We start from the raw sequence: 23469 nt of genomic DNA, 5'->3' as shown, positions 1-23469 counted from the left end.
TGGGGCAACCGGGCCGTCGTTCACCGCAGTGGGGCTCAGATCTTGGTCCAGGCCTCCGTGAGGACCTGGCGGATGATGCCCTCGATCTCGTCGAACGTGGACTGGTCCGAGATCAGCGGCGGGGAGAGCTGGATGACCGGGTCGCCACGGTCGTCGGCGCGGCAGTACAGGCCGTACTCGAAGAGCTTCTTGGAGACGAAGCCGTAGAGCACGCGCTCCGACTCCTCGTCCGTGAAGGACTCCTTGGTGGCCTTGTCCTTGACGAGCTCGATGCCGTAGAAGAAGCCGTTGCCGCGGACGTCGCCGACGATGGGCAGGTCGTGCAGCTTCTGCAGCGTCTGCAGGAAGTTGGCCTCGTTGTCGAGGACGTGCTGGTTGAGGCCCTCGCGCTCGAACAGGTCGAGGTTGGCGATACCGACGGCGGCCGACACCGGGTGGCCACCGAAGGTGTAGCCGTGCAGGAAGGTGTTGTCGCCCTTGTAGAAGGGCTCCGCGATGCGGTCGGACACGATGGCCGCGCCGATCGGGGAGTAGCCGGACGTCATGCCCTTGGCGCAGGTGATGATGTCCGGGATGTAGCCGAACTTGTCACAGGCGAACATCGTGCCGAGGCGGCCGAAGGCGCAGATGACCTCGTCGGAGACGAGCAGCACGTCGTACTTGTCGCAGATCTCGCGCACGCGCTGGAAGTAGCCGGGCGGCGGCGGGAAGCAGCCGCCGGCGTTCTGCACCGGCTCCAGGAAGACGGCCGCGACCGTCTCCGGGCCCTCGAAGAGGATCTCCTGCTCGATCTGGTCGGCGGCCCAGCGCCCGAAGGCCTCCGGGTCGTCGCCGTGGATCGGGGCACGGTAGATGTTCGTGTTCGGCACCTTGTGCGCGCCTGGGACGAGCGGCTCGAAGGGGGCCTTGAGGGCCGGCAGACCGGTGATGGACAGGGCGCCCTGCGGGGTGCCGTGGTAGGCGACCGCGCGGGAGATGACCTTGTACTTCGTGTGGTTGCCGGTGAGCTTGTGGTACTGCTTCGCCAGCTTCCACGCGGTCTCGACGGCCTCGCCGCCACCGGTGGTGAAGAAGACCTTGTTGAGGTCGCCCGGGGCGTAGTGGGCCAGGCGCTCGGCCAGCTCCACCGCCTTCGGGTGGGCGTACGACCACACGGGGAAGAAGGCCAGCTCGGCGGCCTGCTTGGCGGCGACCTCGGCGAGTTCCTGGCGGCCGTGTCCGGCCTGGACCACGAACAGGCCGGAGAGGCCGTCGAGGTACTTCTGGCCCTTGTCGTCGTAGATGTAGGTGCCCTCGCCACGCACGATGGTGGGAACGGGCGCGTTCTCGTACGACGACATGCGGGTGAAGTGCATCCACAGGTGGTCGTACGCGGTTCGGCTGAGGTCCTTGCTCACGGCTATCGGGTTCCCCACATGTAGGTCTGCTTCTTGAGCTTGAGGTAGACGAAGCTCTCGGTGGAGCGCACTCCGGGAAGGGCCCGGATGCGTTTGTTGATGACGTCCAGAAGGTGGTCGTCGTCCTCGCAGACGACCTCCACCATCAGGTCGAACGAGCCCGCGGTCATCACCACGTACTCGCACTCCGGCATGGCCGTCAGCGCATCCGCCACGGGATCCAGGTCGCCCTCGACGTTGATGCCGACCATCGCCTGCCTGCGGAAGCCCACGGTGAGCGGGTCCGTGACGGCGACGATCTGCATGACGCCCTGGTCGAGCAGCTTCTGGACGCGCTGGCGCACGGCTGCCTCGGACAGGCCGACGGCCTTTCCGATGGCGGCGTACGGGCGCCTGCCGTCTTCTTGAAGCTGCTCGATGATGGCGAGGGAGACGGCGTCCAGCGACGGGGTGCCCCCGCCGTTCCTCGAACTGGGTCCCTTGGGGTCTGCGCTGCGACTGGCCACGACCTCACTGTGCACGAGAGGTCATCCGTTTCGCAACCCCGGACCGATGAAATTCGTTGTTTACGTTGTCGATACTCACGGATTTCGTAGGTCCGAGGCGGCAGGGGGTGTCGAAAACGTCGGTACGGGGATTAGGGTGGGTGTCTCAAGCAGTGGACATCCGTCAAACCCATCCGCAAGGAGGCCGGTCAGTGACCAGCGAGCTGCGTCGTCTGCGCAACTACATCGATGGCGAGTTCCGGGACGCCGCCGACGGGCGGACCACCGACGTGGTCAACCCGGCGACGGGCGAGGCGTACGCGACGGCGCCGCTGTCCGGGCAGGCCGACATCGACGCCGCCATGGCCGCCGCCGAGGCCGCGTTCCCGGCCTGGCGCGACCTGACGCCCGCCGAGCGCCAGAAGGCCCTCCTCAAGATCGCGGACGCGTTCGAGGAGCGGGCCGAGGAGCTCATCGCGGCCGAGGTCGAGAACACGGGCAAGCCGATCGGTCTGACGCGGAGCGAAGAGATTCCGCCGATGGTCGACCAGATCCGCTTCTTCGCGGGCGCCGCGCGCATGCTCGAAGGCCGCTCCGCCGGCGAGTACATGGAGGGTCTGACCTCCATCGTCCGCCGCGAGCCGATCGGCGTCTGCGCGCAGGTCGCGCCGTGGAACTACCCGATGATGATGGCCGTGTGGAAGTTCGCCCCGGCGCTCGCCGCGGGCAACACGGTCGTCCTCAAGCCCTCGGACACCACCCCCGCCTCGACCGTGCTGATCGCCGAGATCATCGGCTCGATCGTGCCCAAGGGCGTCTTCAACGTCGTGTGCGGTGACCGCGACACGGGCCGCATGATGGTCGAGCACCCGACCCCGGCGATGGCCTCCATCACCGGTTCCGTGCGCGCCGGCATGTCGGTCGCCGAGTCCGCGTCCAAGGACCTCAAGCGGGTCCACCTGGAGCTCGGCGGCAAGGCGCCGGTCGTCGTCTTCGAGGACACCGACATCGCCAAGGCCGTCGAGGACATCTCGATGGCGGGCTTCTTCAACGCCGGGCAGGACTGCACCGCCGCCACGCGCGTCCTCGTACAGGAGTCGATCCACGACGAGTTCGTGACGGCGCTCGTCAAGGCCGCCGCCGACACGAAGACCGGGCAGCCGGACGACGAGGACGTGCTGTACGGCCCGCTCAACAACCCGAACCAGCTCAAGCAGGTCTCCGGGTTCATCGAGCGCCTGCCGGCCCACGCCAAGGTCGAGGCCGGTGGCCACCGCGTCGGCGAGAAGGGCTACTTCTACGCCCCGACCGTCGTCTCCGGCCTCAAGCAGGACGACGAGATCATCCAGAACGAGGTCTTCGGCCCCGTCATCACCGTCCAGTCCTTCACGGACGAGGCGCAGGCCGTCGAGTGGGCCAACGGCGTCGACTACGCGCTCGCGTCGTCGGTGTGGACCAAGGACCACTCGCGTGCGATGCGCATGTCCAAGGTCCTCGACTTCGGCTGTGTGTGGATCAACACCCACATCCCGCTCGTCGCCGAGATGCCGCACGGCGGCTTCAAGAAGTCCGGCTACGGCAAGGACCTGTCGGGCTACGGCTTCGACGACTACACGCGCATCAAGCACGTGATGACGTCGCTGGACGCGTGAGTCTCACCTATACGGAGACCGGCGCGACCCTGACGGACGGTCGACTGCCGTCGGGGTACGCCCACATGGACCGCCGTGTCCGTCTCGGCTCGGGGCAGGAGTGCTTCGAGCGGGCGGGCGCGGCGGTTCTCTCGTGGGGTGCGCAGCGCGGCGCCGGTCTCTCCGTGACGCCGCCCGGCCCGGTCACCGAGGGCACGGACGTGGAGCTGCGCTTCTTCGGCCTGCGGATTCCCTGCCGGGTCGTACGGGTCGTGCGCACCGCCGAGCGGACCGGGTTCGCGTACGGGACGCTGCGCGGGCATCCGGAGTGCGGCGAGGAGGCCTTCCTCGTCGAGCGGGAGGCCGACGGCTCGGTGTGGTTCCGGATACGGGCCTTCTCGCGGCCGGGGCGGTGGTACGCGCGGGCCGCCGGGCCTCTCGCCCGGGCTGTTCAACTCCTCGTCACGCGACGGTACTTGAAGGCCATCGCGGGGTGACGTGTGCGGGGGTGCGGGCCCCTCTCCGTGGCCCGCACCCCCGCACGTTCCCCCCTCGGGTGCCCCGTCGGCCGGTCAGGCGCGGATGAATCCGGACAGGGACGGAGTCCCGTCGTCCTCGCCCGGGGCGACGCCCTGGTGACCGTGCTCGTCGGGGAGCTTGGGGTGGACGTGCCGGCGGCCGTCGCCGGGGTGCTTGGGCAGGTCGCCGGGGGCGGGGAACAGCGCCTCGTCGTCCGAGAACGTCACGCCCGCGTCCTCCAGCGGGCCCTTGCACGCGTTGAACGCGTCGAGGAACTCGTCGGAGGTCAGGTCCGGAATCGTCTTGCCCTCGGCCACGCCGACCCGCACCGTGAACGAGATGCCGCCGTCGGAATCCCTGGCCGCCCGGAACGTCGGGTACGTGTCCTGCCCGTGGTCCCGCATGCAGGCGGCGAAGTCGTCGTCGGCGGCGTTGAGATCGTCCGGCGCGTCATCGGTCGGCTGGTAGCCGATCGGCGCGCTTTTCGGGTCCTTCGGCGGGTTCGGGTCGGCGGTGCCCGAGGCCCGGGACGTCGTGACGGTGGCGAGCGTGATGGCGGAGATCATCGCCGCGGTCGCGAGGATGCGGCGCCTGGGCGCGGTGCGCGGAGCCATGAGGGTCAGTCCTTCCACTGGACGGGCGGGGCGTCGGACGTGTCCGGCAGGGGCCGTGGCCGCTCGGGCACGGTGATCCGGCCGTCCTGGAGATGGCGGCCGCACGCGCGGATGCCGCGGGCGTAGTGGCGCCGCTCGGCGCGGGTGCCGGGGACGGCGCGCAGTTCGAGGTGGCGGGTGCCCGCGGAGTCCGTGACGCGGTAGATCCCGAACTCCGGGAACTGCCGCTCCCCGTGCCGGGTCAGACAGCGCTCGAAGCGGTGCGAGGCGGACGCGACCGCCTCGCCGCCCCGGCGGGGCGGGCCGTCCGAGGCGAGCGCGGGGGTCGCGCCCACCGCGGTGACGGCCAGGGTGGTCAGTGCGGCGCCGGTCAGGGCCAGGCGCCTTCGACGTACGGGACGCATGTGCGGATACCTCCGGTGACGGGCCGCGGCGGGCTGCCGCGGCGCTGAACTCACTTCACCGGTACGGCGGTTACGGCACGGGAACGCCCGCGCTTATCCGTACGTAACCGCCGCGCCGCCACACTGACGGCATGCGTGTGCTGGTGGTCGAGGACCACGAAGAGCTCGCCGAGACCGTCGCCGCGGGGCTGCGCCGCCAGGGCATGGCCGTGGACGTGGTGTTCGACGGGGAAGCCGCCCTGGAGCGGGTCACGGTCCACAAGTACGACGTCGTCGTCCTCGACCGCGACCTGCCCGGCGTCCACGGCGACCAGGTGTGCCGCGCCCTGGTCGAGGGGGAGGGGCACGAGCGCGTCCTCATGCTCACCGCTTCCGGCGCCGTCGCCGACCGGGTGGCAGGGCTCGGCATGGGCGCCGACGACTATCTGCCCAAGCCGTTCGCGTTCACCGAACTGACCGCCCGTGTACGGGCGTTGGGGCGCAGGGCACAGCCCGCGCTGCCGCCGGTGCTGGTGTCCGGCGGCCTCCGGCTCGACCCGGCGCGCCGCGAGGCGGTCCGCGACGGGCGTCAACTCTCCCTCAGCCCCAAGGAGTTCGCCGTGCTGGAACTGCTGCTCGCCGCCCGCGGCACCGTCGTCTCCGCCGAACAGCTCCTGGAGCGCGCCTGGGACGAGGCCGCAGACCCGTTCACCCAGACCGTGAAGGTGACGGTGAGCCGGCTGCGCCGCAAGCTCGGCGAGCCGCCGCTCATCGAGACGGTCGACCGTGCCGGGTACCGGTTGTGAACCGCATCCGCCGCCTGCTGAGGTGCCTGCGGCCCCCCGGCAGTGTCCGGTGGCGGCTCACCCTCCTCTACAGCGGCCTGTTCGTGCTGGCCGCCGGGGTCCTGCTCGCCTTCGTCTACGCCATGGTCGCCCAGAAGTCCGGCAGCTCTGTCGCCCCGCCGTCCACGACCACGGGCCGCACCTTCGAGCAGAAGGGCTCCGTCAAGGCCGTCGTCGAGCACAGCCTCGAAGCGCAGCGCGACGGGCAGCTGCACCGCCTCCTCGTCGAGTCCGGCGTCGCCCTCGGCCTGATGGCCCTCGCCTCGCTCCTGCTGGGCTGGCTCGTCGCCGGTCACGTCCTCGCTCCGCTGCGCACCATGGCCCTCAAAGCCCGCCGGATCTCCGCCGACGACCTCCACGAACGGCTCGCGATGAGCGGCCGCCACGGTGAACTGGGCGATCTGGCCGACACGTTCGACGCCCTGCTCGCCCGCCTGGAAGGCGCCTTCGAGGCGCAGAAGCGGTTCGTGGCGAACGCCTCGCACGAACTGCGCACCCCGGTCACCCTCCAGCAGGCCGTCGTCGACGTGGCGCTCGACGACCCCGACGCGAGCGCCGAGACGCTGCGCGCCGCCTGCCGCCGGGTCCGGGCCGCCGCCGAGGAGCAGGAGCGCACCATCGAGGCCCTGCTCATGCTCGCGCGCAGCCAACGGGGCCTGGAGCAGCGGGAGTACGTGGATCTCGCCGACGTCGTACGGGACGTGCTGCCGGGCAGTATCGGGCCCGTGCGGGTCACCGCGGACCTTGCCCCGGCCCCGCTGCTCGGCGACCGGCACCTGGTCGAGCGGCTCGTCGGCAACCTCGTCGACAACGCCGTACGCCACAACAGGCCCGACCAGGAGGGGAGTTGGGTCGCCGTGTGGACCGGGCGGCACGACGGACGGCCCACGCTGCGCGTCGGCAACAGCGGTCCGCCCGTCCCCGCCGACCAGGTCGCCTCGCTCTTCGAACCGTTCCGCAGGCTCGGCGCCGAGCGGACCCGGCGCCGCGACGGTCTCGGGCTCGGCCTGTCCATCGTCGCCGCCGTGGCCGCGGCGCACGGCGGACGCGTGCGGGCCTGGCCGGGCGGGGACGCGGGCGGCCTCCTCGTCGAGGCCGCCTTCCCCGCCGTGTGACGCAGATCAGGCCAAGTGGGCCAGGTCCTGCGCGGTCAGTTCGAGCCGCGCCGCCTGCGCCCAGTCCGCCATCTGCTCGGGGCCGCGCGCGCCCGCGATCACGCCCGTGACGCCGCGCCGGGCGAGCGCCCAGGCGAGGGCGGCCGAGCCGACCGTGGCGTCGTGCCGCTCCGCGACCGTGCGCAGCCGTTCCACGATCTCCAGGTTGCGGTCCAGGTCCCGGGTGAAGTCCGGGTGGGTGCGCCGCCAGTCGCCGGCGTCGAGCGCCGCCGCCCGCTCCCTGGTGAACGTGCCGGACAGCAGCCCCGAGTGCAGCGGCTGGTACGCGATCACGCCCGTGCCGTGGTCAGCGGCCCAGTCGATCTCCGGCTCCGCCGCACGGTTGATCAGCGACAGGGGCGGCTGGATCGCGTCGACCGGGGCGACGGCCGCCGCCGCGGCGAGCTGCGCCGGGTCGTGGTTGGACAGCCCGATCGCTCGGACCTTGCCCTCCTTCTTCAGGTCGGCCATCGTCTGCCAGTACTCCTCAAGGGGCGTGACCTGCGGGGCGGCCGCGCCGTCCGCGCCGTTCGCGTCCCAGTCCAGGGCGGCGCCGGTGTCCGGCCAGTGCACCTGGTAGAGGTCGATCGCCTCGACGCCGAGGCGGCGCAGCGAGTCCTCCAGTTCGCGGCGGACACTGTCGGGCCGCATGATCCGGCGCGGCGCCGCCGTCGGGTTCCGCGGGTCCCACACCAGACCGACCTTGGTGAACACGAACGGCCTGCGGTTCTGCGGGAGTTGGGCGATCGCCTTGCCGACGACCTCCTCCGAGTGGCCGAGCCCGTACACGGCGGCCGTGTCGATCCAGTTGACGCCGAGATCCACCGCGGCGTGCACCACGGAGATCGAGCGGGCGTCGTCCTGGCCGCCCCACGAGAAGCGCCATCCCTCGCCCCCGAAGGCCCAGCTGCCGAGGCCGATCGTGGACAACTCCATGCCGGTGGTGCCGAGTTCGCGGCGGGGCAGTCCGGTGCTGCTGACGGTCGTCATCGTCGTACGTCCTTGCTCTCGATGTCGTTGGCGAGCTCGTCGTGCTTGCCGTGTGTCCTGCTGACGGAGACGACTGTGCGCCCCGGGCGCCACCCCCTGACAGGCACAGCCGAGAGGGGGGAAAGACTTGGCCACCCAGGGGCGCACGGCGCGGGCGATACTCGGGGCATGGACGCCTCCGTGGACCGCCGCGCCGAACTCAGCCAGTTCCTCCGCTCGCGCCGTGCCCGCCTCCAGCCCGCCGACGTCGGCCTCGTCCCGTACGGGCCACGCCGCGTGCCCGGCCTGCGCCGCGAGGAGCTGGCGCAGCTCGCAGGGGTCAGCGTCGAGTACTACGTACGCCTGGAGCAGGGGCGCAACCCGCACGTGTCCGACGCCGTCCTCGCCTCGGTCGGCCGGGCGCTGCGCCTCGACGACGCCGAGCAGAGTCATCTGCGCAACCTGGCGCGGCCCGACCGGGCCCGCCCGGCGGCCCGCGACCGCGCGCTGCCGCGGCCCGAGCCGGTGCGGCCCGCGCTGCAACGCCTGATCGACGCACAGCCGGGTCCCGCCTATCTCACCGGACCGCTCACCGAGGTCGTCGCCTGGAACCGGCAGGCCGCGGCGGTCTTCGGCGACTTCGGCCAACTCCCGGAGCGGCAACGCACGTTCGCGCATCTGGTCTTCCTCGACGACGCCTACCGCGCGCTGTTCGCCGACAGCCGGCAGGCGAAGGCCGAGTCGACGGTCGCCTTCCTGCGGGTGGGCGTCGGCCGGCACCCCGACGACCCCGCCCTCGCCTCGCTCATCGGCACGCTCGCGATGAAGAGCGAGGAGTTCGGCGCGCTGTGGGCCCGCCAGGACGTCCGCGACAAGGAGGCCGGACGGTACGCGCTCAGGCACCCGGTCGTCGGCGCCCTCGACCTCGACTTCGAGATCCTGCACCTGCCGGACGCCGGACAGGTCCTGGTCAGCTACCTTCCCGCGCCCGGCACGGACGCCGCCGAGAACCTCGCTCTGCTCGCCAGCTGGACCGGCTGACCGCCCGCCGGCCGGACGATCGACAGGGTGTCGCCCGGCGGGCGGCGCGCTCGACGAGGCGTCCATTGCCCGGCCGAGCTGCCCGGCGGCATCCTGCGCAGGTGCGAGCCAACATCACCACCCCCCATGTCACCCGTCGTTCCCTGCTGCGCGCCCTGGGCGGTGGTGCCACGGCCGCGGCGGTCGGCGCCCTCGCCACGGGGTGCGGGGTGCCCGCCGCGTATGTCGCGCCCGGTGACCGCGCGGCCCAGGACCTGTCCACCGACGACCGGCGGCTGACCTGGGCGAACTGGCCCCTCTACATCGACGTCGACGACGACGATCCGGGGCGGCGGCCGACGCTGGACGCGTTCGAGAAGCGGACCGGCATCCAGGTCAAGTACACCGAGGAGATCAACGACAACGACGAGTTCTTCGGGAAGATCAGCCCCTCCCTGATGAACCACCAGAAGACCGGCCGCGACCTGATCGTCATCTCCGACTGGATGTGCTCGCGCTTCGTACGGCTCGGCTGGGTGCAGGAGATGGACCGCGCCCACCAGCCGCACGTCACCCGGTACCTCGACCCGCTGCTGCGCTCTCCCGCCTTCGACCCGGGCCGCAAGTACACGGTGCCGTGGCAGTCAGGGATCACCGGCATCGCGTACAACAAGCGGAAGCTGGGCCGCGAGATCCGGCACGTCTCCGATCTGTGGGCGGCCGACCTGAAGGGGCGCGTCACGCTCCTGTCCGGGCTCGACGAGTCGTTCGCGCTCCTCATGCAGGGCAACGGCGTCGACATCACGAAGTGGCAGGCCGACGACTTCCACCGGGTCTGCGACCAGGTCGAGAAGCTCGTGAAGTCCCAGCACATCCGCCGCTTCACCGGCAACGACTACATCAAGGACCTCTCCAGCGGCGACGTCCTCGCCTGCCAGGCCTACAGCGGCGACATCATCCAGCTCCAGGCCGACGACCCGGACATCGAGTTCGTGGTCCCTGAGGAGGGCGCCGAACTCTGGGCCGAATCCCTGATGATCCCCAACCTCGCCGACCACAAGGCCAACGCCGAGAAGCTGATCGACCACTACTACCAGCCCGAGATCGCCGCCGAACTGGCCGCATGGGTCAACTACGTCTGCCCGGTCCCGGCCGCCCGGGACATCCTCGCCTCCGCCAAGGACGAGGAGACGGCCGCCCTCGCCGAGGACCCGCTGATCTTCCCCGACGACGCGATGCGTTCCCGCCTCGCGATCGCCCGGGACATCCGCTCGTCGGAGCGCACGGAGTTCGCGAAGCGGTGGAACGCGATCGCGGGGTTGTAGGGGAGCGCATCGCGGGGCCGTGGAGCGCGGCTCGCTCGGTCTCAGCCGTGCTCCTCCACCGCGTGCGAGTTCGTCAGCGTGAAGGCGCCGCCCGCCGCGACCAGGCCGACGATCACCGCCAGGACGGCGTACGTGATGCGCTCGCCGTGGAAGAAGGACTGCACCAGGTCGCTGCTCCACACGCCCGCGGGCAGCTGGGTGGTGACCAGGCCGGCGATCATCGTGCCGACCACGGCGGTGCCGACGCTGGAGCCGACCTCCTGGGCGGTGTCGTTGAGCGCGGTGCCGATCGAGGTGCGGTTCTCCGGCATGGCCTCGACCAGGGCGATGGCGCAGATCGTCATGACGGTGCGCAGCCCGATGGTCATGACCACCATGCAGACGGCGATGGCGGCGTACCCGTGGTCGACGCCCCAGGCGAGTCCGGCCAGCGCACCGGCCAGGCAGGCGGCGCCGACGAGGCAGGCGACGCGGTGGCCGAACCGCTTGGCGAGCCATTCCGACAGCGGAGTGGCGGCGATCATCGTCATGATGATCGGCAGGTTCGCCAGGCCGGCCTTCATCGGGCTCCACCCGTAGGCGTACTGGAAGTGGAGGATCAGCCCGAACATCACGCCGGCCATCGCGATGGACGTGCCGATCTGGGCGATGGCCGCGCCGCGGACCGTGCCGCTGGAGAAGATCTTCAGGTCCAGCATGGGCGCCTTGCTGGTGCGCTCGTGCCAGACGAAGGCGATGCCCGAGGCCACCGCGCCGAGGATCGAGGCGAGGGTCGCCGCGGAGAGCCAGCCGTGCTCGACGCCGCTGGTCAGCGAGTAGCAGGCCAGGCCGATGGCGAGGACGCTCAGGGCCGCGCCGGGCAGGTCGAGCTTGTCCTTGGTGAGATCCTCGGGCCGGTCGGCCGCGACGCCGAACCGTACGCCGATGCCCGCGATCAGCGCGATCGGCGCGTTGATCACGAGCAGCCACTGCCAGCTCACGTGGGCCAGCGCGGTGCCGCCGAGCAGCGGGCCGAGGACGAACCCGGACATGCCGACGACGATCATCAGGGTCATGGCGCGCAGGCGCAGCGCCTGGTCGTCGAAGAGCCGGAAGACGAGCGAGTTGGTGATGGGCGCCATGGCCGCGGCGGCGACGCCGAGCCCCGCCCGCAGGGCGATCAGCTGCCCGGCCGAGTCGACGGCGACCACACACAGGCTGAGCAGGCCGAACGCGCCGAGGCCGACGAGAAGTACGCGCCGGCGTCCGAGCCGGTCGGCCATCGAGCCGGCCGTCAGGAGCAGGCCGCCGAACGTCAGTGAGTAGGCGCCGGTGACCCATTGCAGGGCGGTGGTGCCGCTGCCGAGGTCGCGGCCGATCGTGGGCAGCGCGATCGACAGCAGCGTGTTGTCGACCATTTCGACGAAGAAGGCCAGGCAGAGCGCGGCCAGGGGGATCCACGCCGCGCGCAGCGACGTATAGGTGCCGGATCGGGGCACGGCGGGTTCGGTGGTCGTGCTCATGGCCGACCTCCTCTCTGAACGTCGCCGAGCGGAAGGCAAGGAACGACGCTCTACGTGGAACGGGATTCGATGAACGAACATCGTTCGATAATGGAACGTGGTTCTACAGTAGAACGTCGTTCGATGTTGACGCAAGCTGTGATTGGATGAGAGTCATGACGCCCCCGCGCACCCGCACCGCCGAAGGACCCGCCCGCGGGCGCAAGCGCGCCTCGCACTCCATGGAGGCCGTCCTCGCCGCGGCCGTGGCCCTGCTCGACGAGGCCGGCGGCCAGGCCCTGACCTTCCGCGCCCTGGCCGCACGGCTCGGCACCGGCGTCGGGACCCTCTACTGGTACGTCTCGAACAAGGACGAGCTGCTCGACCGCGCCACCGACCACGCGATCGGGGGAGTCCTCGCCGTCATCGAGGCGCAGCCCGAGAGCGACGACCCGATCGCCGACCTGCGCGCGATGGCGGTGGCGCTGTTCGACGCGATCGTGGACCGGCCGTGGCTCGCGGCGTACTTCATGCGCAACACCGAGGTGCAGACCAACACGCTGCGGCTCTACGAGAAGCTCGGTCAGCAGACGCTCCGGCTCGACCTCACCCCGCGTCAGCGGTTCCACGCGGTGTCGGCGATCGCCGGCGTCGTCGTCGGCACCGCCGCCGACCTGGGCATGGAGATCCCGCAGGAGCTGCTCGACGGCGACCCGGACCGCGACGCGTACCTCGGCCGCTTCGCCGACGCGTGGCGCACGCTCGACTCCGAGGACTTCCCGTTCGTGCACGAGATCGTCGACGAGTTCGCCGGGCACGACGACCGGGACCAGTTCCTCGCCGCCCTGGACCTGACCCTGGCGGGCCTGCGTCTTCAGGCAGGAGCCGGGCCCGTCAAGTAGCGTGCGGGCATGGGGAATTCAGCGGCCGATGAAAGAGCGGCCGACGGGAATGTGGCCGATGAAGAAGCGACCGACGGGAAAGCGGCCGAGGGGAAAGTGGCCGCCGCCGTCACGCTCGGCCTCTTCGCGGCCTGGGCGCTGCACGACACCGAAGAGCTGCTCGCCGCCCCGCGCTGGATCCGGGACCGCGTACCGGAGTTGCGCGAGCGGTGGCCCGAACTGCCCGAGCGGCTCTGGCAGGTGATGGAGGGCGTCGACGAGCGCGAGTTCCGGGCCGCCGTCGGTGTCATGGCCGGCATCGTCGGCGCCGGGGCGGTCGCGGGGTGGGCCAGCGGCGGGCGCAGCGCGGTGTATCAGGCGATGCTGAACGCGTTCGGACTGCACGGGCTCGTCCACCTCGGCCAGGCCCTCGCCGTACGGGGATACACCCCCGGCGTCGCGACCTCACCGACGCTCGTCGTGCCGTTCACCCTGTGGGCGCGGCGCCGGCTCGCGCGCGCCGGGGTGCTGCGGCCCGCGCGCGGCCGGGACGTCGCCGCCGGGATCGCCTGGGCGGGGGCGGCGACGGCCGTCTCGCACGGGGTGGCACGGCGCCTGGTCAGGCGGCGTTCCTGATCGCCGCCATGACGATCCGCTGGGCGACGGGGTTCATCCCCTCGCCCTTCGCGTCCGTGGCGTTGACCGAGTAGACGGCCGTACGGGACAGGTCGCGGGTCGCCGCGATCGCCGTCGCGTACCCGTAGCGGGCACCGGACTTGCCCCAGTACACGGTGCCGTTCAGCTCCATCCGTTGCAGGCCCGCGCTCATCGTCGCGCCCTCGATGCCGGACGGCACGGTGAACATCTCCCGCAACTGCGGCCTCGGCACGATCCGGCCCCGGAACAGCTGCGTCAGGAGCCGCTCCAGGTCGGCCGTCGTGGAGATCATGTCGCCGGCCGCCAGACGGTCCGCCTGCACCCACTGCGTCACGTCGACGAACGCGCCGTCCACGAGCTGGTATCCGCGGTTGTGCGGACCGCGGAGGGAAGGGTCGCTGCCCGGGAAGTACGTGTGCCGCATCCCGGCCGGACGCAGCACGAGCCGCGTCGCCACCTCGTCGTACGGGCGTCCCGTCACCCGCTCGATCAGCAGGCCGAGCAGCGTGTAGTTGATGTTGAGGTAGTCCTGCCGGGTGCCCGGGTCGAACGCCGGGCCCTTGGCGAGCGCTGACGTGACGACCTGCTCCGGGGTGAGGACGTCGAAGCGGTGCGCGTACTGGTCGGCGAACGCGTCGCCCCACCCGTCACCCGCCTGGATACCGCTGGTGTGGTTGAGCAACTGCCGTACGGAGATGGGCCGGTGGAAGTCCGTGCCCTTGAACAGTGCGGGCAGATAGCGCTGCACCGGCGCGTCCAGGTCGACTCTGCCGTCGGCCGCGAGACGCAGCACCGTGGCGGCCGTGACCACCTTCGTCGTCGACCCGGCCCGGAACTCGGCGTTCTCCAGGGCCTTCGCGCCGGTCCGCAGATCCCGTACGCCCGCGCTGCCGTGCCACGAGCCACCGGTGCCGCCGACCCGGACGAGGGCCGCGGTCGCGTCGTCGTCCGGCAGCCCCGCGAGGGCCGCCGCCAGGGCCTGCCCGTCCGGCGCGCCGGGCGCGGGGGCGACCGCCGCCGGGCGCGCCCCGGCCGCTGAGGCGAGCGGGGCCGACAGGACGCCGAGCGCGAGGGCGGTGGACACGGCGAGGGCGACGCGACGCTTCAAGGGAGCCTCCTGGGAAGGGAGTCGGCCCGTGCGGGCCGACACGGACCATCCTCGGCGCCGCCCCGCGGCCGCAGCTCGTCGCCGGGGATGATCCGCACCCTGGTCCGCTGCCGCGCTATCCCTTAAGGGACGTCAGGACGTCGATGCGGTTCGTCGTGATCGAGTCCACGCCGACGTCGAGGAGCCGGCGCATCGCGCTCTTCGTGTCCGGGGTCCAGGCCGAGACGAGGTATCCGTCGCGGTGGACGCGCGCCGCGAGGTCCCGACTCACCAGCGGGAAGCGGTAGTTGAGCCAGCGCGGGCGGACCGCGTCGAGCAGCGCGGGGCGCGGCGGGGCCAGCGTCGTCCAGGTCAGGGCGATCTCGGCGGCCGGGTCGGCGGCGCGGACCCGGAGCATCGTCTCGGCGCCGGCGCAGTAGTAGACCCGCTCCTCGGCGCCGCAGTCCCGGATCACGCCGACGACCCTGCGCACCGCCTTCGCGCTCGCGCCGGGCAGGTCGACCATGAGCTGGGTATCCCCGGCCGCGGCCAGCGCGTCGACGAGGGTCGGCACGCCGCCCGCCGTCAGGCCGCGCACCTCGTCGGCCGAGAGCGCGGACAGCGGGCGGTCGTGCTTCCACAGCCGCTCCAGCGTCGCGTCGTGCAGCAGCACGGGCACGCCGTCGCGGGTCAGTCGTACGTCGATCTCCACCGCGTCCGCGCCCCGCTCCAGCGCGGAGCGCAGGGAGGGGAGGGTGTTCTCGCGGACGCGGTAGGGGTCGCCTCGGTGGGCCACGGCAGTCACGGTGCGCATGGCCACCATTGTGCGGGGCGCGGGCGCCCCGGCCTGGTCAGGGCACTCAGGCGGTCAGCCAGTTGTCCGTGTACGTGTCGATCTCCGCGGCGATCCGCTCCTGCCCGGCCTTGTCGAGGAACGAGGCGCGCACCGCGTTCTTGGCCAGGTCGGCGAGGCCCCGCTCGTCGAGGCCGAGGAGGCGGGCCGCGACGCCGTACTCAGTGTTGAGGTCCGTGGAGAACATCGGCGGGTCGTCCGAGTTGATCGTGACCGTCACGCCCGCGTCGACGAACTGCTTCAGCGGGTGCTCCTCCAGGGTGCGCACCGCGCGCGTCGCGATGTTCGACGTCGGGCACACCTCCAGCGGGATGCCGTGCTCGGCCAGGTGCGCGAGGAGCTTCGGGTCCTGCGCCGACGACGTGCCGTGCCCGATGCGCTCGGCGCGCAGATACGTCAGCGCGTCCCACACCGTCTCCGGGCCCGTCGTCTCACCCGCGTGCGGGACCGAGCGCAGGCCCGCCGCGATGGCGCGGTCGAAGTACGGCTTGAACTGCGGGCGCGGGACGCCGATCTCGGGGCCGCCGAGCCCGAACGAGACCAGGCCCTCCGGGCGCAGCGCGTCGTCCGTCGCCAGCCGCGTCGTCTCCTCGGCCGCCTCCAGACCCGCCTCGCCGGGGATGTCGAAGCACCAGCGCAGGACCGTGCCGAACTCCGACTCGGCCGCCTTGCGGGCGTCCTCGATCGCGTCCATGAACGCGCGGGCGTCGATACCGCGCCGCGTCGACGAGAACGGGGTGAGGGTCAGCTCCGCGTACCGCACGTTCTGCCGGGCCAGGTCGCGGGCCACCTCGTACGTCAGGAGGCGGACGTCCTCCGGCGTACGGATCAGGTCGACGACCGACAGGTACACGTCGATGAAGTGCGCGAAGTCCGTGAACGTGAAGAAGTCCGCGAGCGCCTCGGGGTCCGTCGGCACCTTGGAGTCGGGGTGCCGGGCGGCCAGCGTCGAGACGATCCTGGGGGAGGCGGAGCCCACGTGGTGGACGTGGAGTTCGGCTTTGGGCAGTCCGGCGATGAAGGTCTGCAGGCTCTGGCTCACGGGTTCCTCCCCAGGAACTTGTCTGATCGGCTGATCGGGGTCCCGGTCATCGTATGCGGGGCCTGAACCGGCTCCCCGCGCGCCCGGGGCCCGCCTAGCATGGCCGGATGAGCGAGCACGACCCGTACGGGACCGGGTACGGGAACGCGTACGGCTACGCCAACCCGTACGCCCCGCCCGGCGAGCCCGTGCCCCCGCCGCCCATCGGCCCGGAGGGTCCCGGCGTCTTCCCCTATCCCGCGTACGGATACGGACAGGGATACGGGTACGGCAACGGCTGGCCCGGGGCGCCGGCCGGGCCGCGCAACGGGTTCGGCGTCGCCGCGCTCGTCCTCGGGATCGCCACCGCCGTCGGGTTCGTGCTCTGGCCGCTCGCGATCGTCACCGGCGTGCTCGCCGTCGTCCTCGGCGTGCTCGGGCGGCGCCGGGCCGGGCGCGGCGCAGCGACCAACGGCGGGCAGGCCCTGGCCGGGTTCATCTGCGGCCTCGGCGGTCTGCTGCTCGCGCTGCTGCTGGCCGTGGTGTTCGTGGCGCGGCACTGACGCGGCCCCCTGCCGGAAGCCTTACGCCGCCAGCCTCGCCCGCGCCTCCATCAGCGCGAACCCCAGCAGATTCGGCCCGCGCCACTTCCGCGGGTCCTCCGCCGCCGCGTCGTCCGCGGCCAGGCCTATGCCCCACACCCGGTCCACGGGGCTGGCCTCCACCAGGACCCGGTCGCCCGTGTTCAGGAGGTATTCGCGCAGCGCCGGGTCCGAGGCGAACTTGTGGACGCTGCCCTCGACCACGACGGCGAACCGCTCCCGCTCCCACACCGCGTCGTCGAAGCCGCGCACCATCCGCCCCGCCTTCTTGGCCTGCGAAGGGTGCCCCGCCGCTATCGCCCGGCGCTCGGCCTCGGCGTCACCGAACAGCCGGGCCTTGCCCGCCATCATCCAGTGCTCCGCCGTCGCGTACTCCACGCCGTCCACCGTGAACGGCGACGGCCACCACTGACTCAGACAGCTCGGCCCGAGCGCCCCGTCCTTGCGCGGCGCGTGCCCCCAAAAGCGCAGGTACTTGACCCGCGCCCCCGCCTCCAGAGCCGCCACCAGCGACTCCCTGTCGTTGATCGTCCCCATGCACGCGAGTCTGGCACGCACCACTGACAGTCCGTCCTGGGTTTTCCAGGCCCACTCGACAGTCAGTCGACAGATTCCGTCGCGTAACCAAAAGGCAACAACGGAATCACTTGTTGGAGTACTGCTCCTCTGTCAGGATCGGCACTCAAATCGAGCTGGAGCCACGTCGGGGCCCGTGGAACGGGACGCCGGCGGAGGAGAGCGAGAGCGAGAACCTCATGCACAACCCCTTCCCCGCGCAGGAACGCTTCGCCGACGGTGCCAACTTCATCGCGGGCCGGCTGACCCCGGGCACCTCGGGCCGTACCCACGCCGTCGTCGACCCGGCCACCGGCAAGGACGTCTACACGTACGAGCTCGCGGGCACGGCCGACGTGGACGCCGCCGTCGCGGCCGCCGCCGACGCCTTCCCGGGCTGGGCCGGCGCGACGCCGGGCGAGCGCTCCGACGCGCTGCACGCCTTCGCCGGGGTGCTCGCCGAGCGGGCCGAGGAGTTCGCGCAGGCCGAGTCGCTCCAGTGCGGCAAGCCGATCAAGCTGAGCCGCGAGTTCGACGTGCCGGGCACCATCGACAACACGGCGTTCTTCGCGGGCGCCGCCCGTCACCTCCAGGGCCAGTCCGCGGGGGAGTACAGCGGCGACCACACCTCGTACGTACGCCGGGAGGCGATCGGTGTCGTCGGCTCCATCGCGCCCTGGAACTACCCGCTCCAGATGGCCGCGTGGAAGGTCCTGCCGGCCATCGCCGCGGGCAACACCATCGTGCTCAAGCCCGCCGAACTCACCCCGCTGACCTCGCTCCTGTTCGCCGAGGCGGCCACCGCGGCGGGCATCCCGGACGGCGTCGTCAACGTCGTCACCGGCGCGGGCAGGGACGCGGGCGAGCACCTCGTCGGGCACCCCGGCGTCGCCATGACCTCCTTCACCGGTTCCACCGGCGTCGGCAAGCGCGTCGCCGAGGTCGCCACCGCCACGGTGAAGCGGCTCCACCTCGAACTCGGCGGCAAGGCCCCGTTCGTGGTCTTCGACGACGCCGACCTCGACGCCGCCGTGCACGGCGCCGTCGCGGGCTCCCTCATCAACACCGGGCAGGACTGCACCGCCGCGACCCGCGCGTACGTGCAGCGCCCCCTCTACGACGCGTTCGTCGAGAAGACGGCCGCGCTCATGGAGACCGTGCGGCTCGGCGACCCGTTCGCCGCCGACACCGACCTCGGCCCGCTCATCTCGCACGCCCAGCGCGACCGCGTCGCCGGGTTCGTCGACCGCGCCCGCGGCTACGCCCGCGTCGTCACCGGCGGCGAGGCCCTCGACCACCCGGGCGCCTACTACAAGCCCACCCTCATCGCCGACGCGGCGCAGGACAGCGAGATCGTGCAGTCCGAGATCTTCGGCCCGGTCCTCGTCGTGCTGCCCTTCGACACCGACGACGAGGGCATCCGGCTGGCGAACGACACCCCCTACGGTCTCGCCGCCTCCGCCTGGTCGACCGACGTCTACCGGGCCAACCGCGCCACCCGCGACATCAAGGCGGGCTGCGTCTGGATCAACGACCACATCCCGATCCTCAGCGAGATGCCGCACGGCGGCTACAAGGCATCCGGCTACGGCAAGGACATGTCTGCCTACTCCTTCGAGGAGTACACGCAGATCAAGCACGTCATGTTCGACAACACGGCGGTGGTCCGCAAGGACTGGCACCGCACGATCTTCGGGGACCGATAGTCGTCAGGCCGCACCGACCAGCGGCCGTCCAACTCCCGAAAGGGCAACCACGCGCATGGAGCAGTACGAGCCCGACCGCCTGTCCCCGGCCCAACTGGCCGCCATGCAGCGCAGCTTGAGGAACGGCAAGGCTAGAGCCTCGATGTCCCGCCGGTCCCTGCTGCGCGCATCGACCGGCGGCGCGCTCGCCATCGGCGGGCTCGGCACCCTGAGTGCCTGCGGCATCCCGGCCGCGAGCAAGTCCCAGGGCGGCATATCGTCCGAGGACCACTCGGCCAAGGAGAAGACGATCAACTTCTCCAACTGGACCGAGTACATCGACCTGAGCGACGACGAGAAGCACCGGCCGTCCCTGGAGGCGTTCACCAAACGCACCGGGATCAAGGTCAAGTACACCGAGGACATCAACGACAACGTCGAGTTCTTCGGCAAGATCAAGCCCCAGCTGGCCGCCGGCCAGGACACCGGGCGCGACATCGTCGTCCTCACCGACTGGCTCGCCGCGCGCCTCATCCGCTACGGCTGGGTGCAGAAGCTCGACGCGGCGAACCTGCCGAACGCGTACACCAACCTGTCCTCCCAGTTCCGCAACCCCGACTGGGACCCGGGCCGCGCCTACTCCTACCCCTGGCAGGGCATCGCGACGGTCATCGCGTACAACACCAAGGCGACCGGCGGCAAAGAGGTCACCTCGGTCTCGCAGCTGCTCGACGACCCGAAGCTCAAGGGCAAGGTCGGCCTGCTCTCCGAGATGCGCGACACCATCGGCATGACGCTCCTCGACATGGGCAAGGACCCGCGCGACTTCAAGGCCGACGACTTCGACGCGGCCGTCGCCCGCGTGCAGAAGGCCGTCGACAGCAAGCAGGTCCGCCGCTTCACCGGCAACGACTACATCGCCGACCTCTCCAAGGGCGACCTCGCGGCCTGCCTCGCGTGGGCCGGTGACGTCGTCCAGCTCCAGGCGGACAACCCGCACGTCAAGTTCGCGATCCCGGACGCCGGTTACATCTCGTCGACCGACAACATGCTGGTCCCGAACAAGGCACGTCACAAGACGAACGCCGAGAAGCTCATGGACTACTACTACGAGCCGGCCGTCGGCGCCGAGCTCGCCGCGTGGATCAACTACGTCACGCCGCTCGAGGGCAGCATCGTCAAGCCCGAACTCGCCAAGATCGACAAGGACGTCGCGAACGACCCGCTGATCGTCCCCGACAAGGCCATGGCGGCCAAGGCGCACGGCTTCCGCTCGCTCACCGCCAAGGAAGAGACGGCGTTCGAGGAGAAGTTCGCCCAGCTCACCGGCGGCTGAGCCGACGCACGTCCTCGCGCCCCTGCCCGACCGACACTCCTTGACTCCTTGGACTCACCATGACGACTCCTCCCCAGAGCGACAACGGCGGCGACGTCCGTCTCACCGGGATCAGCAAGACGTACGACAACGGCTTCACCGCCGTACGGCCGCTCGACCTCACCGTGCCCCAGGGCTCCTTCTTCGCCCTGCTCGGCGCCTCCGGCTGCGGCAAGACCACGACCCTGCGCATGATCGCCGGCCTGGAGGACCCGACCACGGGAACGGTCCACCTCGGCGACCAGGACGTCACCAACCTGCCGCCCTACAAGCGGCCGGTGAACACCGTCTTCCAGTCGTACGCGCTCTTCCCGCACCTCGACATCTTCGAGAACGTCGCCTTCGGCCTGCGCCGCCGCGGCATCAAGTCCGTGAAGAAGCAGGTCGAGGAGATGCTCGACCTCGTCCAGCTCGGCGAGCACAAGCGCAAGAAGCCGCACCAGCTCTCCGGCGGCCAGCAGCAGCGCGTCGCCGTCGCCCGCGCCCTCATCAACCACCCGAAGGTGCTCCTGCTCGACGAGCCGCTCGGCGCCCTCGACCTCAAGCTGCGCCGCCAGATGCAGCTGGAGCTCAAGCGCATCCAGACCGAGGTCGGCATCACCTTCGTCCACGTCACGCACGACCAGGAGGAGGCCATGACCATGGCCGACACCGTCGCCGTGATGAACGCCGGCCGCGTCGAGCAACTCGGCGCCCCCACCGACCTGTACGAGAACCCGGGCTCCACCTTCGTCGCCAACTTCCTCGGCACCTCGAACTTCATCGAGGCCGAGATCACCGGCACCGCCGGCGACGACCTGACGCTGCGCCCCGCGGGCGCCGACGGCAAGCTCACGCTGCCCAGCGCCCGATGTTCCGCGCCCACCGGCGCCGGCAGCCGCGTGCTGCTCGGCGTGCGCCCGGAGAAGATCTCGCTCGCGCACGCCGACGACGCGACCGCGATCCCCGACGGCCGCAACCGCCTCACCGGCACGATCGCCGACTCCAGCTTCATCGGCGTCTCCACGCAGTACGTCGTCGAGGGCCCGGCCGGCGACACGTTCGAGGTCTACGCCCAGAACATCGAGCGCGACAGCCGCCTCGCGCCCGGCGCCGAGGTCGTCCTGCACTGGAACCCGGCCCACACCTTCGGTCTCGACGCGGCCCAGGACGCCGCGGCCGGCGTGGAGAAGGTCTCGGAGGACGCGTCCGCATGAGTACGGTCACCGACGCGCCCCCGCTGGCGCCCACCCCGAAGAAGACCCCGCCCAAGAAGACCCGCAAGCGCGGCCGCCTCGTCCCGTACTGGCTGCTGCTGCCCGGCATCCTGTGGCTCGTCGTCTTCTTCGCGCTGCCGATGGTCTACCAGGCCTCGACCTCCGTCCAGACGGGCTCGCTGGAGGACGGCTACCAGGTCACCTGGCACTTCGCCACGTACTGGGACGCCCTGTCCGACTACTACCCGCAGTTCCTGCGCTCGGTCCTGTACGCGGGCTGCGCCACGATCCTGTGCCTGGTGCTCGGCTACCCGCTGGCCTACCTCATCGCGTTCCGCGCGGGCCGCTGGCGCAACGTCGTCCTGATCCTCGTCATCGCGCCGTTCTTCACCAGCTTCCTCATCCGCACCCTTGCGTGGAAGACGATCCTCGCCGACGGCGGACCGGTCGTCGGCGCCCTCAACTCGCTGCACGTCCTGGACGTGACGAGCTGGATCGGCATGACCGAGGGCGACCGCGTCCTCGCGACACCGCTCGCCGTGGTCTGCGGACTCACGTACAACTTCCTGCCGTTCATGATCCTGCCGCTCTACACCTCACTGGAGCGGATCGACGGCCGGCTGCACGAGGCCGCGGGCGACCTGTACGCCTCCCCGGCCACCACGTTCCGCAAGGTGACCTTCCCGCTGTCGATGCCCGGCGTCGTCTCCGGAACGCTGCTCACCTTCATCCCCGCCGCCGGTGACTACGTCAATGCCGACCTGCTCGGATCGACCGACACCCGCATGGTCGGAAACGTCATCCAGACGCAGTTCCTGCGCATCCTCGACTATCCGACAGCGGCCGCACTCTCCTTCATCCTCATGGCGGCCATTCTCGTCATGGTCACCGTCTACATTCGCCGTGCCGGAACGGAGGACCTCGTCTGATGCGCTGGCTGCGGAAAAACCTCGTGGTGATAGCGGGCCTGATCACGCTCGGCTATCTCCTGCTGCCGAACGTCGTCGTCACGGTCTTCTCGTTCAACAAGCCCAAGGGCCGGTTCAATTACGAGTGGACGGCGTTCTCGCTCGACGCCTGGAAGAACCCCTGCGGCGTCGCCGACATGTGCGGCTCGCTCTCGCTGAGCCTCCAGATCGCCTTCTGGGCGACCATCGGCGCGACCGCGCTCGGCACGATGATCGCCTTCGCCCTGGTGCGTTACCGGTTCAAGGCGCGCGGCGCGGTCAACTCGCTGATCTTCCTGCCGATGGCCATGCCGGAGGTCGTGATGGCGGCCTCGCTGCTCACGCTCTTCCTCAACATGGGCGCCCAGCTGGGCTTCTGGACGATCCTCATCGCCCACATCATGTTCTGCCTCAGCTTCGTGGTGACGGCCGTCAAGGCGCGCGTGATGTCGATGGACCCGCGCCTTGAGCAGGCCGCGCAGGACCTGTACGCGGGCCCGGTGCAGACGTTCGTCCGCGTGACCCTGCCCATCGCGGCGCCGGGCATCGCGGCGGGCGCACTGCTCGCCTTCGCGCTCTCCTTCGACGACTTCATCATCACGAATTTCAACGCGGGCTCGACCGTGACGTTCCCCATGTTCGTCTGGGGATCGGCGCAGCGCGGTACGCCCGTTCAGATCAATGTCATCGGTACGGCCATGTTCCTCGTCGCCGTACTGTGCGTCCTTGCCGGAATGATGCTCGGCAAGCGCAAGAACAAGGTTTCCTGAATTACAGGGAACTGCTG

At 70.9% G+C, this 23469-nt stretch carries 24 protein-coding genes; 14 read left to right on the top strand and 10 right to left on the bottom strand.

What is annotated here, in order from left to right; all coding sequences use genetic code 11:
- Positions 1–35 precede the first annotated feature (35 nt).
- The gene (locus tag AB0L37_RS25555) at positions 36–1415 is read right to left on the bottom strand and encodes an aspartate aminotransferase family protein (RefSeq protein WP_338701049.1); all 1380 of its coding nucleotides are present in this window, start codon (positions 1413–1415) and stop codon (positions 36–38) included.
- Positions 1400–1918 (bottom strand): Lrp/AsnC family transcriptional regulator, encoded by a 519-nt coding sequence (locus AB0L37_RS25550; protein WP_338701051.1) that lies wholly within the window; start codon positions 1916–1918, stop codon positions 1400–1402. Before AB0L37_RS25550 ends, AB0L37_RS25555 begins: the two co-directional genes overlap by 16 nt.
- A gap of 176 nt (positions 1919–2094) precedes the next feature.
- Here AB0L37_RS25550 and AB0L37_RS25545 point away from each other — a divergent pair, with 176 nt between their 5' ends.
- The gene (locus AB0L37_RS25545) at positions 2095–3534 is read left to right on the top strand and encodes a gamma-aminobutyraldehyde dehydrogenase (RefSeq protein ID WP_365509812.1); all 1440 of its coding nucleotides are present in this window, start codon (positions 2095–2097) and stop codon (positions 3532–3534) included.
- Positions 3531–4010, top strand: coding sequence for a DUF1990 domain-containing protein (locus AB0L37_RS25540; protein ID WP_365509809.1), 480 nt, complete (start codon positions 3531–3533; stop codon positions 4008–4010). Before AB0L37_RS25545 ends, AB0L37_RS25540 begins: the two co-directional genes overlap by 4 nt.
- Before the next feature lie 75 nt (positions 4011–4085).
- On the opposite strand, the gene AB0L37_RS25535 is transcribed toward AB0L37_RS25540, so the two are convergent.
- Together AB0L37_RS25535 and AB0L37_RS25530 are read right to left on the bottom strand one after the other, a co-directional pair.
- Positions 4086–4646: a hypothetical protein gene (locus AB0L37_RS25535; RefSeq protein ID WP_365509807.1), complete on the bottom strand. Its 561-nt coding sequence runs from the start codon at positions 4644–4646 to the stop codon at positions 4086–4088.
- Positions 4647–4651: 5 nt separating this feature from the next.
- Positions 4652–5050, bottom strand: a complete 399-nt coding sequence (locus AB0L37_RS25530) for a hypothetical protein (protein WP_365509804.1) — start codon at positions 5048–5050, stop codon at positions 4652–4654.
- 131 nt (positions 5051–5181) lie between these two features.
- Between AB0L37_RS25530 and AB0L37_RS25525 the strand changes: the two genes are divergently transcribed.
- Positions 5182–5835: a response regulator transcription factor gene (locus AB0L37_RS25525; RefSeq protein WP_365509801.1), complete on the top strand. Its 654-nt coding sequence runs from the start codon at positions 5182–5184 to the stop codon at positions 5833–5835.
- Positions 5832–6989: an ATP-binding protein gene (locus tag AB0L37_RS25520; RefSeq protein ID WP_365509799.1), complete on the top strand. Its 1158-nt coding sequence runs from the start codon at positions 5832–5834 to the stop codon at positions 6987–6989. Before AB0L37_RS25525 ends, AB0L37_RS25520 begins: the two co-directional genes overlap by 4 nt.
- Positions 6990–6995: 6 nt before the next feature.
- Here the strand turns inward: AB0L37_RS25520 and AB0L37_RS25515 are convergent, their stop codons facing one another.
- A complete protein-coding gene (locus AB0L37_RS25515) occupies positions 6996–8018 on the bottom strand; it encodes an aldo/keto reductase (protein ID WP_365509796.1) in 1023 nt (340 codons plus the stop codon).
- Positions 8019–8186: 168 nt separating this feature from the next.
- Between AB0L37_RS25515 and AB0L37_RS25510 the strand changes: the two genes are divergently transcribed.
- Positions 8187–9038, top strand: a complete 852-nt coding sequence (locus AB0L37_RS25510; protein WP_365509793.1) for a helix-turn-helix transcriptional regulator — start codon at positions 8187–8189, stop codon at positions 9036–9038.
- Between the two features lie 101 nt (positions 9039–9139).
- On the top strand, positions 9140–10342 hold the full coding sequence (locus AB0L37_RS25505) for a spermidine/putrescine ABC transporter substrate-binding protein (RefSeq protein ID WP_365509790.1): 1203 nt from the start codon (positions 9140–9142) through the stop codon (positions 10340–10342).
- A 41-nt stretch (positions 10343–10383) separates the two neighbouring features.
- Here AB0L37_RS25505 and AB0L37_RS25500 read toward each other — a convergent pair whose 3' ends face one another.
- Entirely contained in the window at positions 10384–11844 is a 1461-nt protein-coding gene (locus AB0L37_RS25500; protein ID WP_365509787.1) for an MFS transporter, read from the bottom strand.
- 221 nt (positions 11845–12065) lie between these two features.
- Between AB0L37_RS25500 and AB0L37_RS25495 the strand changes: the two genes are divergently transcribed.
- Together AB0L37_RS25495 and AB0L37_RS25490 are read left to right on the top strand one after the other, a co-directional pair.
- On the top strand, positions 12066–12725 hold the full coding sequence (locus tag AB0L37_RS25495) for a TetR family transcriptional regulator (RefSeq protein ID WP_365510104.1): 660 nt from the start codon (positions 12066–12068) through the stop codon (positions 12723–12725).
- Positions 12726–12734: 9 nt separating this feature from the next.
- Complete coding sequence (locus AB0L37_RS25490; protein ID WP_365509785.1) at positions 12735–13340, top strand: HXXEE domain-containing protein; 606 nt, start codon at positions 12735–12737, stop codon at positions 13338–13340.
- Here AB0L37_RS25490 and AB0L37_RS25485 read toward each other — a convergent pair.
- The 3 genes from AB0L37_RS25485 to AB0L37_RS25475 form a co-directional block, all read right to left on the bottom strand.
- A complete protein-coding gene (locus AB0L37_RS25485; RefSeq protein WP_365509782.1) occupies positions 13324–14469 on the bottom strand; it encodes a serine hydrolase domain-containing protein in 1146 nt (381 codons plus the stop codon). The genes AB0L37_RS25490 and AB0L37_RS25485 overlap by 17 nt on opposite strands.
- A gap of 115 nt (positions 14470–14584) precedes the next feature.
- Positions 14585–15262: a glycerophosphodiester phosphodiesterase gene (locus AB0L37_RS25480; protein WP_365509779.1), complete on the bottom strand. Its 678-nt coding sequence runs from the start codon at positions 15260–15262 to the stop codon at positions 14585–14587.
- 46 nt (positions 15263–15308) lie between these two features.
- On the bottom strand, positions 15309–16343 hold the full coding sequence (locus AB0L37_RS25475) for an adenosine deaminase (RefSeq protein ID WP_365509776.1): 1035 nt from the start codon (positions 16341–16343) through the stop codon (positions 15309–15311).
- A gap of 107 nt (positions 16344–16450) precedes the next feature.
- Here AB0L37_RS25475 and AB0L37_RS25470 point away from each other — a divergent pair, with 107 nt between their 5' ends.
- A complete protein-coding gene (locus AB0L37_RS25470; RefSeq protein WP_365509774.1) occupies positions 16451–16885 on the top strand; it encodes a DUF4190 domain-containing protein in 435 nt (144 codons plus the stop codon).
- Positions 16886–16906: 21 nt separating this feature from the next.
- On the opposite strand, the gene AB0L37_RS25465 is transcribed toward AB0L37_RS25470, so the two are convergent.
- Positions 16907–17461, bottom strand: a complete 555-nt coding sequence (locus tag AB0L37_RS25465) for an NADAR family protein (RefSeq protein WP_365509771.1) — start codon at positions 17459–17461, stop codon at positions 16907–16909.
- 218 nt (positions 17462–17679) lie between these two features.
- On the opposite strand from AB0L37_RS25465, the gene AB0L37_RS25460 reads away from it, so the two are divergent.
- Genes AB0L37_RS25460 through AB0L37_RS25440 form a run of 5 tightly spaced genes read left to right on the top strand, consistent with a single transcriptional unit; the run spans position 17680 to position 23452 of the window.
- Positions 17680–19185: a gamma-aminobutyraldehyde dehydrogenase gene (locus AB0L37_RS25460; RefSeq protein ID WP_365509768.1), complete on the top strand. Its 1506-nt coding sequence runs from the start codon at positions 17680–17682 to the stop codon at positions 19183–19185.
- A 55-nt stretch (positions 19186–19240) separates the two neighbouring features.
- Positions 19241–20500, top strand: a complete 1260-nt coding sequence (locus AB0L37_RS25455; RefSeq protein WP_365509765.1) for a spermidine/putrescine ABC transporter substrate-binding protein — start codon at positions 19241–19243, stop codon at positions 20498–20500.
- A 59-nt stretch (positions 20501–20559) separates the two neighbouring features.
- Positions 20560–21735 (top strand): ABC transporter ATP-binding protein, encoded by a 1176-nt coding sequence (locus AB0L37_RS25450; RefSeq protein ID WP_365509763.1) that lies wholly within the window; start codon positions 20560–20562, stop codon positions 21733–21735.
- Entirely contained in the window at positions 21732–22664 is a 933-nt protein-coding gene (locus AB0L37_RS25445) for an ABC transporter permease (RefSeq protein ID WP_365509760.1), read from the top strand. The genes AB0L37_RS25450 and AB0L37_RS25445 overlap by 4 nt, the downstream gene beginning before the upstream one ends.
- A complete protein-coding gene (locus tag AB0L37_RS25440) occupies positions 22664–23452 on the top strand; it encodes an ABC transporter permease (protein WP_365509757.1) in 789 nt (262 codons plus the stop codon). Before AB0L37_RS25445 ends, AB0L37_RS25440 begins: the two co-directional genes overlap by 1 nt.
- The last annotated feature ends 17 nt before the right edge of the window (positions 23453–23469 follow it).

Source organism: Streptomyces sp. NPDC052225 (assembly GCF_040679615.1).
Lineage (GTDB): Bacteria > Actinomycetota > Actinomycetes > Streptomycetales > Streptomycetaceae > Streptomyces.
This window is presented reverse-complemented; position numbering and strand designations above follow the sequence as displayed.

Coding starts and splice junctions, on each gene's coding strand:
- AB0L37_RS25535 (WP_365509807.1), bottom strand. CDS start 4,646: ATGGCTCCGCGCACCGCGCCCAGGCGCCGCATCCTCGCGACCGCGGCG.
- AB0L37_RS25530 (WP_365509804.1), bottom strand. CDS start 5,050: ATGCGTCCCGTACGTCGAAGGCGCCTGGCCCTGACCGGCGCCGCACTG.
- AB0L37_RS25525 (WP_365509801.1), top strand. CDS start 5,182: ATGCGTGTGCTGGTGGTCGAGGACCACGAAGAGCTCGCCGAGACCGTC.
- AB0L37_RS25515 (WP_365509796.1), bottom strand. CDS start 8,018: ATGACGACCGTCAGCAGCACCGGACTGCCCCGCCGCGAACTCGGCACC.
- AB0L37_RS25510 (WP_365509793.1), top strand. CDS start 8,187: ATGGACGCCTCCGTGGACCGCCGCGCCGAACTCAGCCAGTTCCTCCGC.
- AB0L37_RS25500 (WP_365509787.1), bottom strand. CDS start 11,844: ATGAGCACGACCACCGAACCCGCCGTGCCCCGATCCGGCACCTATACG.
- AB0L37_RS25495 (WP_365510104.1), top strand. CDS start 12,066: ATGGAGGCCGTCCTCGCCGCGGCCGTGGCCCTGCTCGACGAGGCCGGC.
- AB0L37_RS25490 (WP_365509785.1), top strand. CDS start 12,735: ATGGGGAATTCAGCGGCCGATGAAAGAGCGGCCGACGGGAATGTGGCC.
- AB0L37_RS25480 (WP_365509779.1), bottom strand. CDS start 15,262: ATGCGCACCGTGACTGCCGTGGCCCACCGAGGCGACCCCTACCGCGTC.
- AB0L37_RS25470 (WP_365509774.1), top strand. CDS start 16,451: ATGAGCGAGCACGACCCGTACGGGACCGGGTACGGGAACGCGTACGGC.
- AB0L37_RS25465 (WP_365509771.1), bottom strand. CDS start 17,461: ATGGGGACGATCAACGACAGGGAGTCGCTGGTGGCGGCTCTGGAGGCG.
- AB0L37_RS25460 (WP_365509768.1), top strand. CDS start 17,680: ATGCACAACCCCTTCCCCGCGCAGGAACGCTTCGCCGACGGTGCCAAC.
- AB0L37_RS25455 (WP_365509765.1), top strand. CDS start 19,241: ATGGAGCAGTACGAGCCCGACCGCCTGTCCCCGGCCCAACTGGCCGCC.
- AB0L37_RS25450 (WP_365509763.1), top strand. CDS start 20,560: ATGACGACTCCTCCCCAGAGCGACAACGGCGGCGACGTCCGTCTCACC.
- AB0L37_RS25445 (WP_365509760.1), top strand. CDS start 21,732: ATGAGTACGGTCACCGACGCGCCCCCGCTGGCGCCCACCCCGAAGAAG.
- AB0L37_RS25440 (WP_365509757.1), top strand. CDS start 22,664: ATGCGCTGGCTGCGGAAAAACCTCGTGGTGATAGCGGGCCTGATCACG.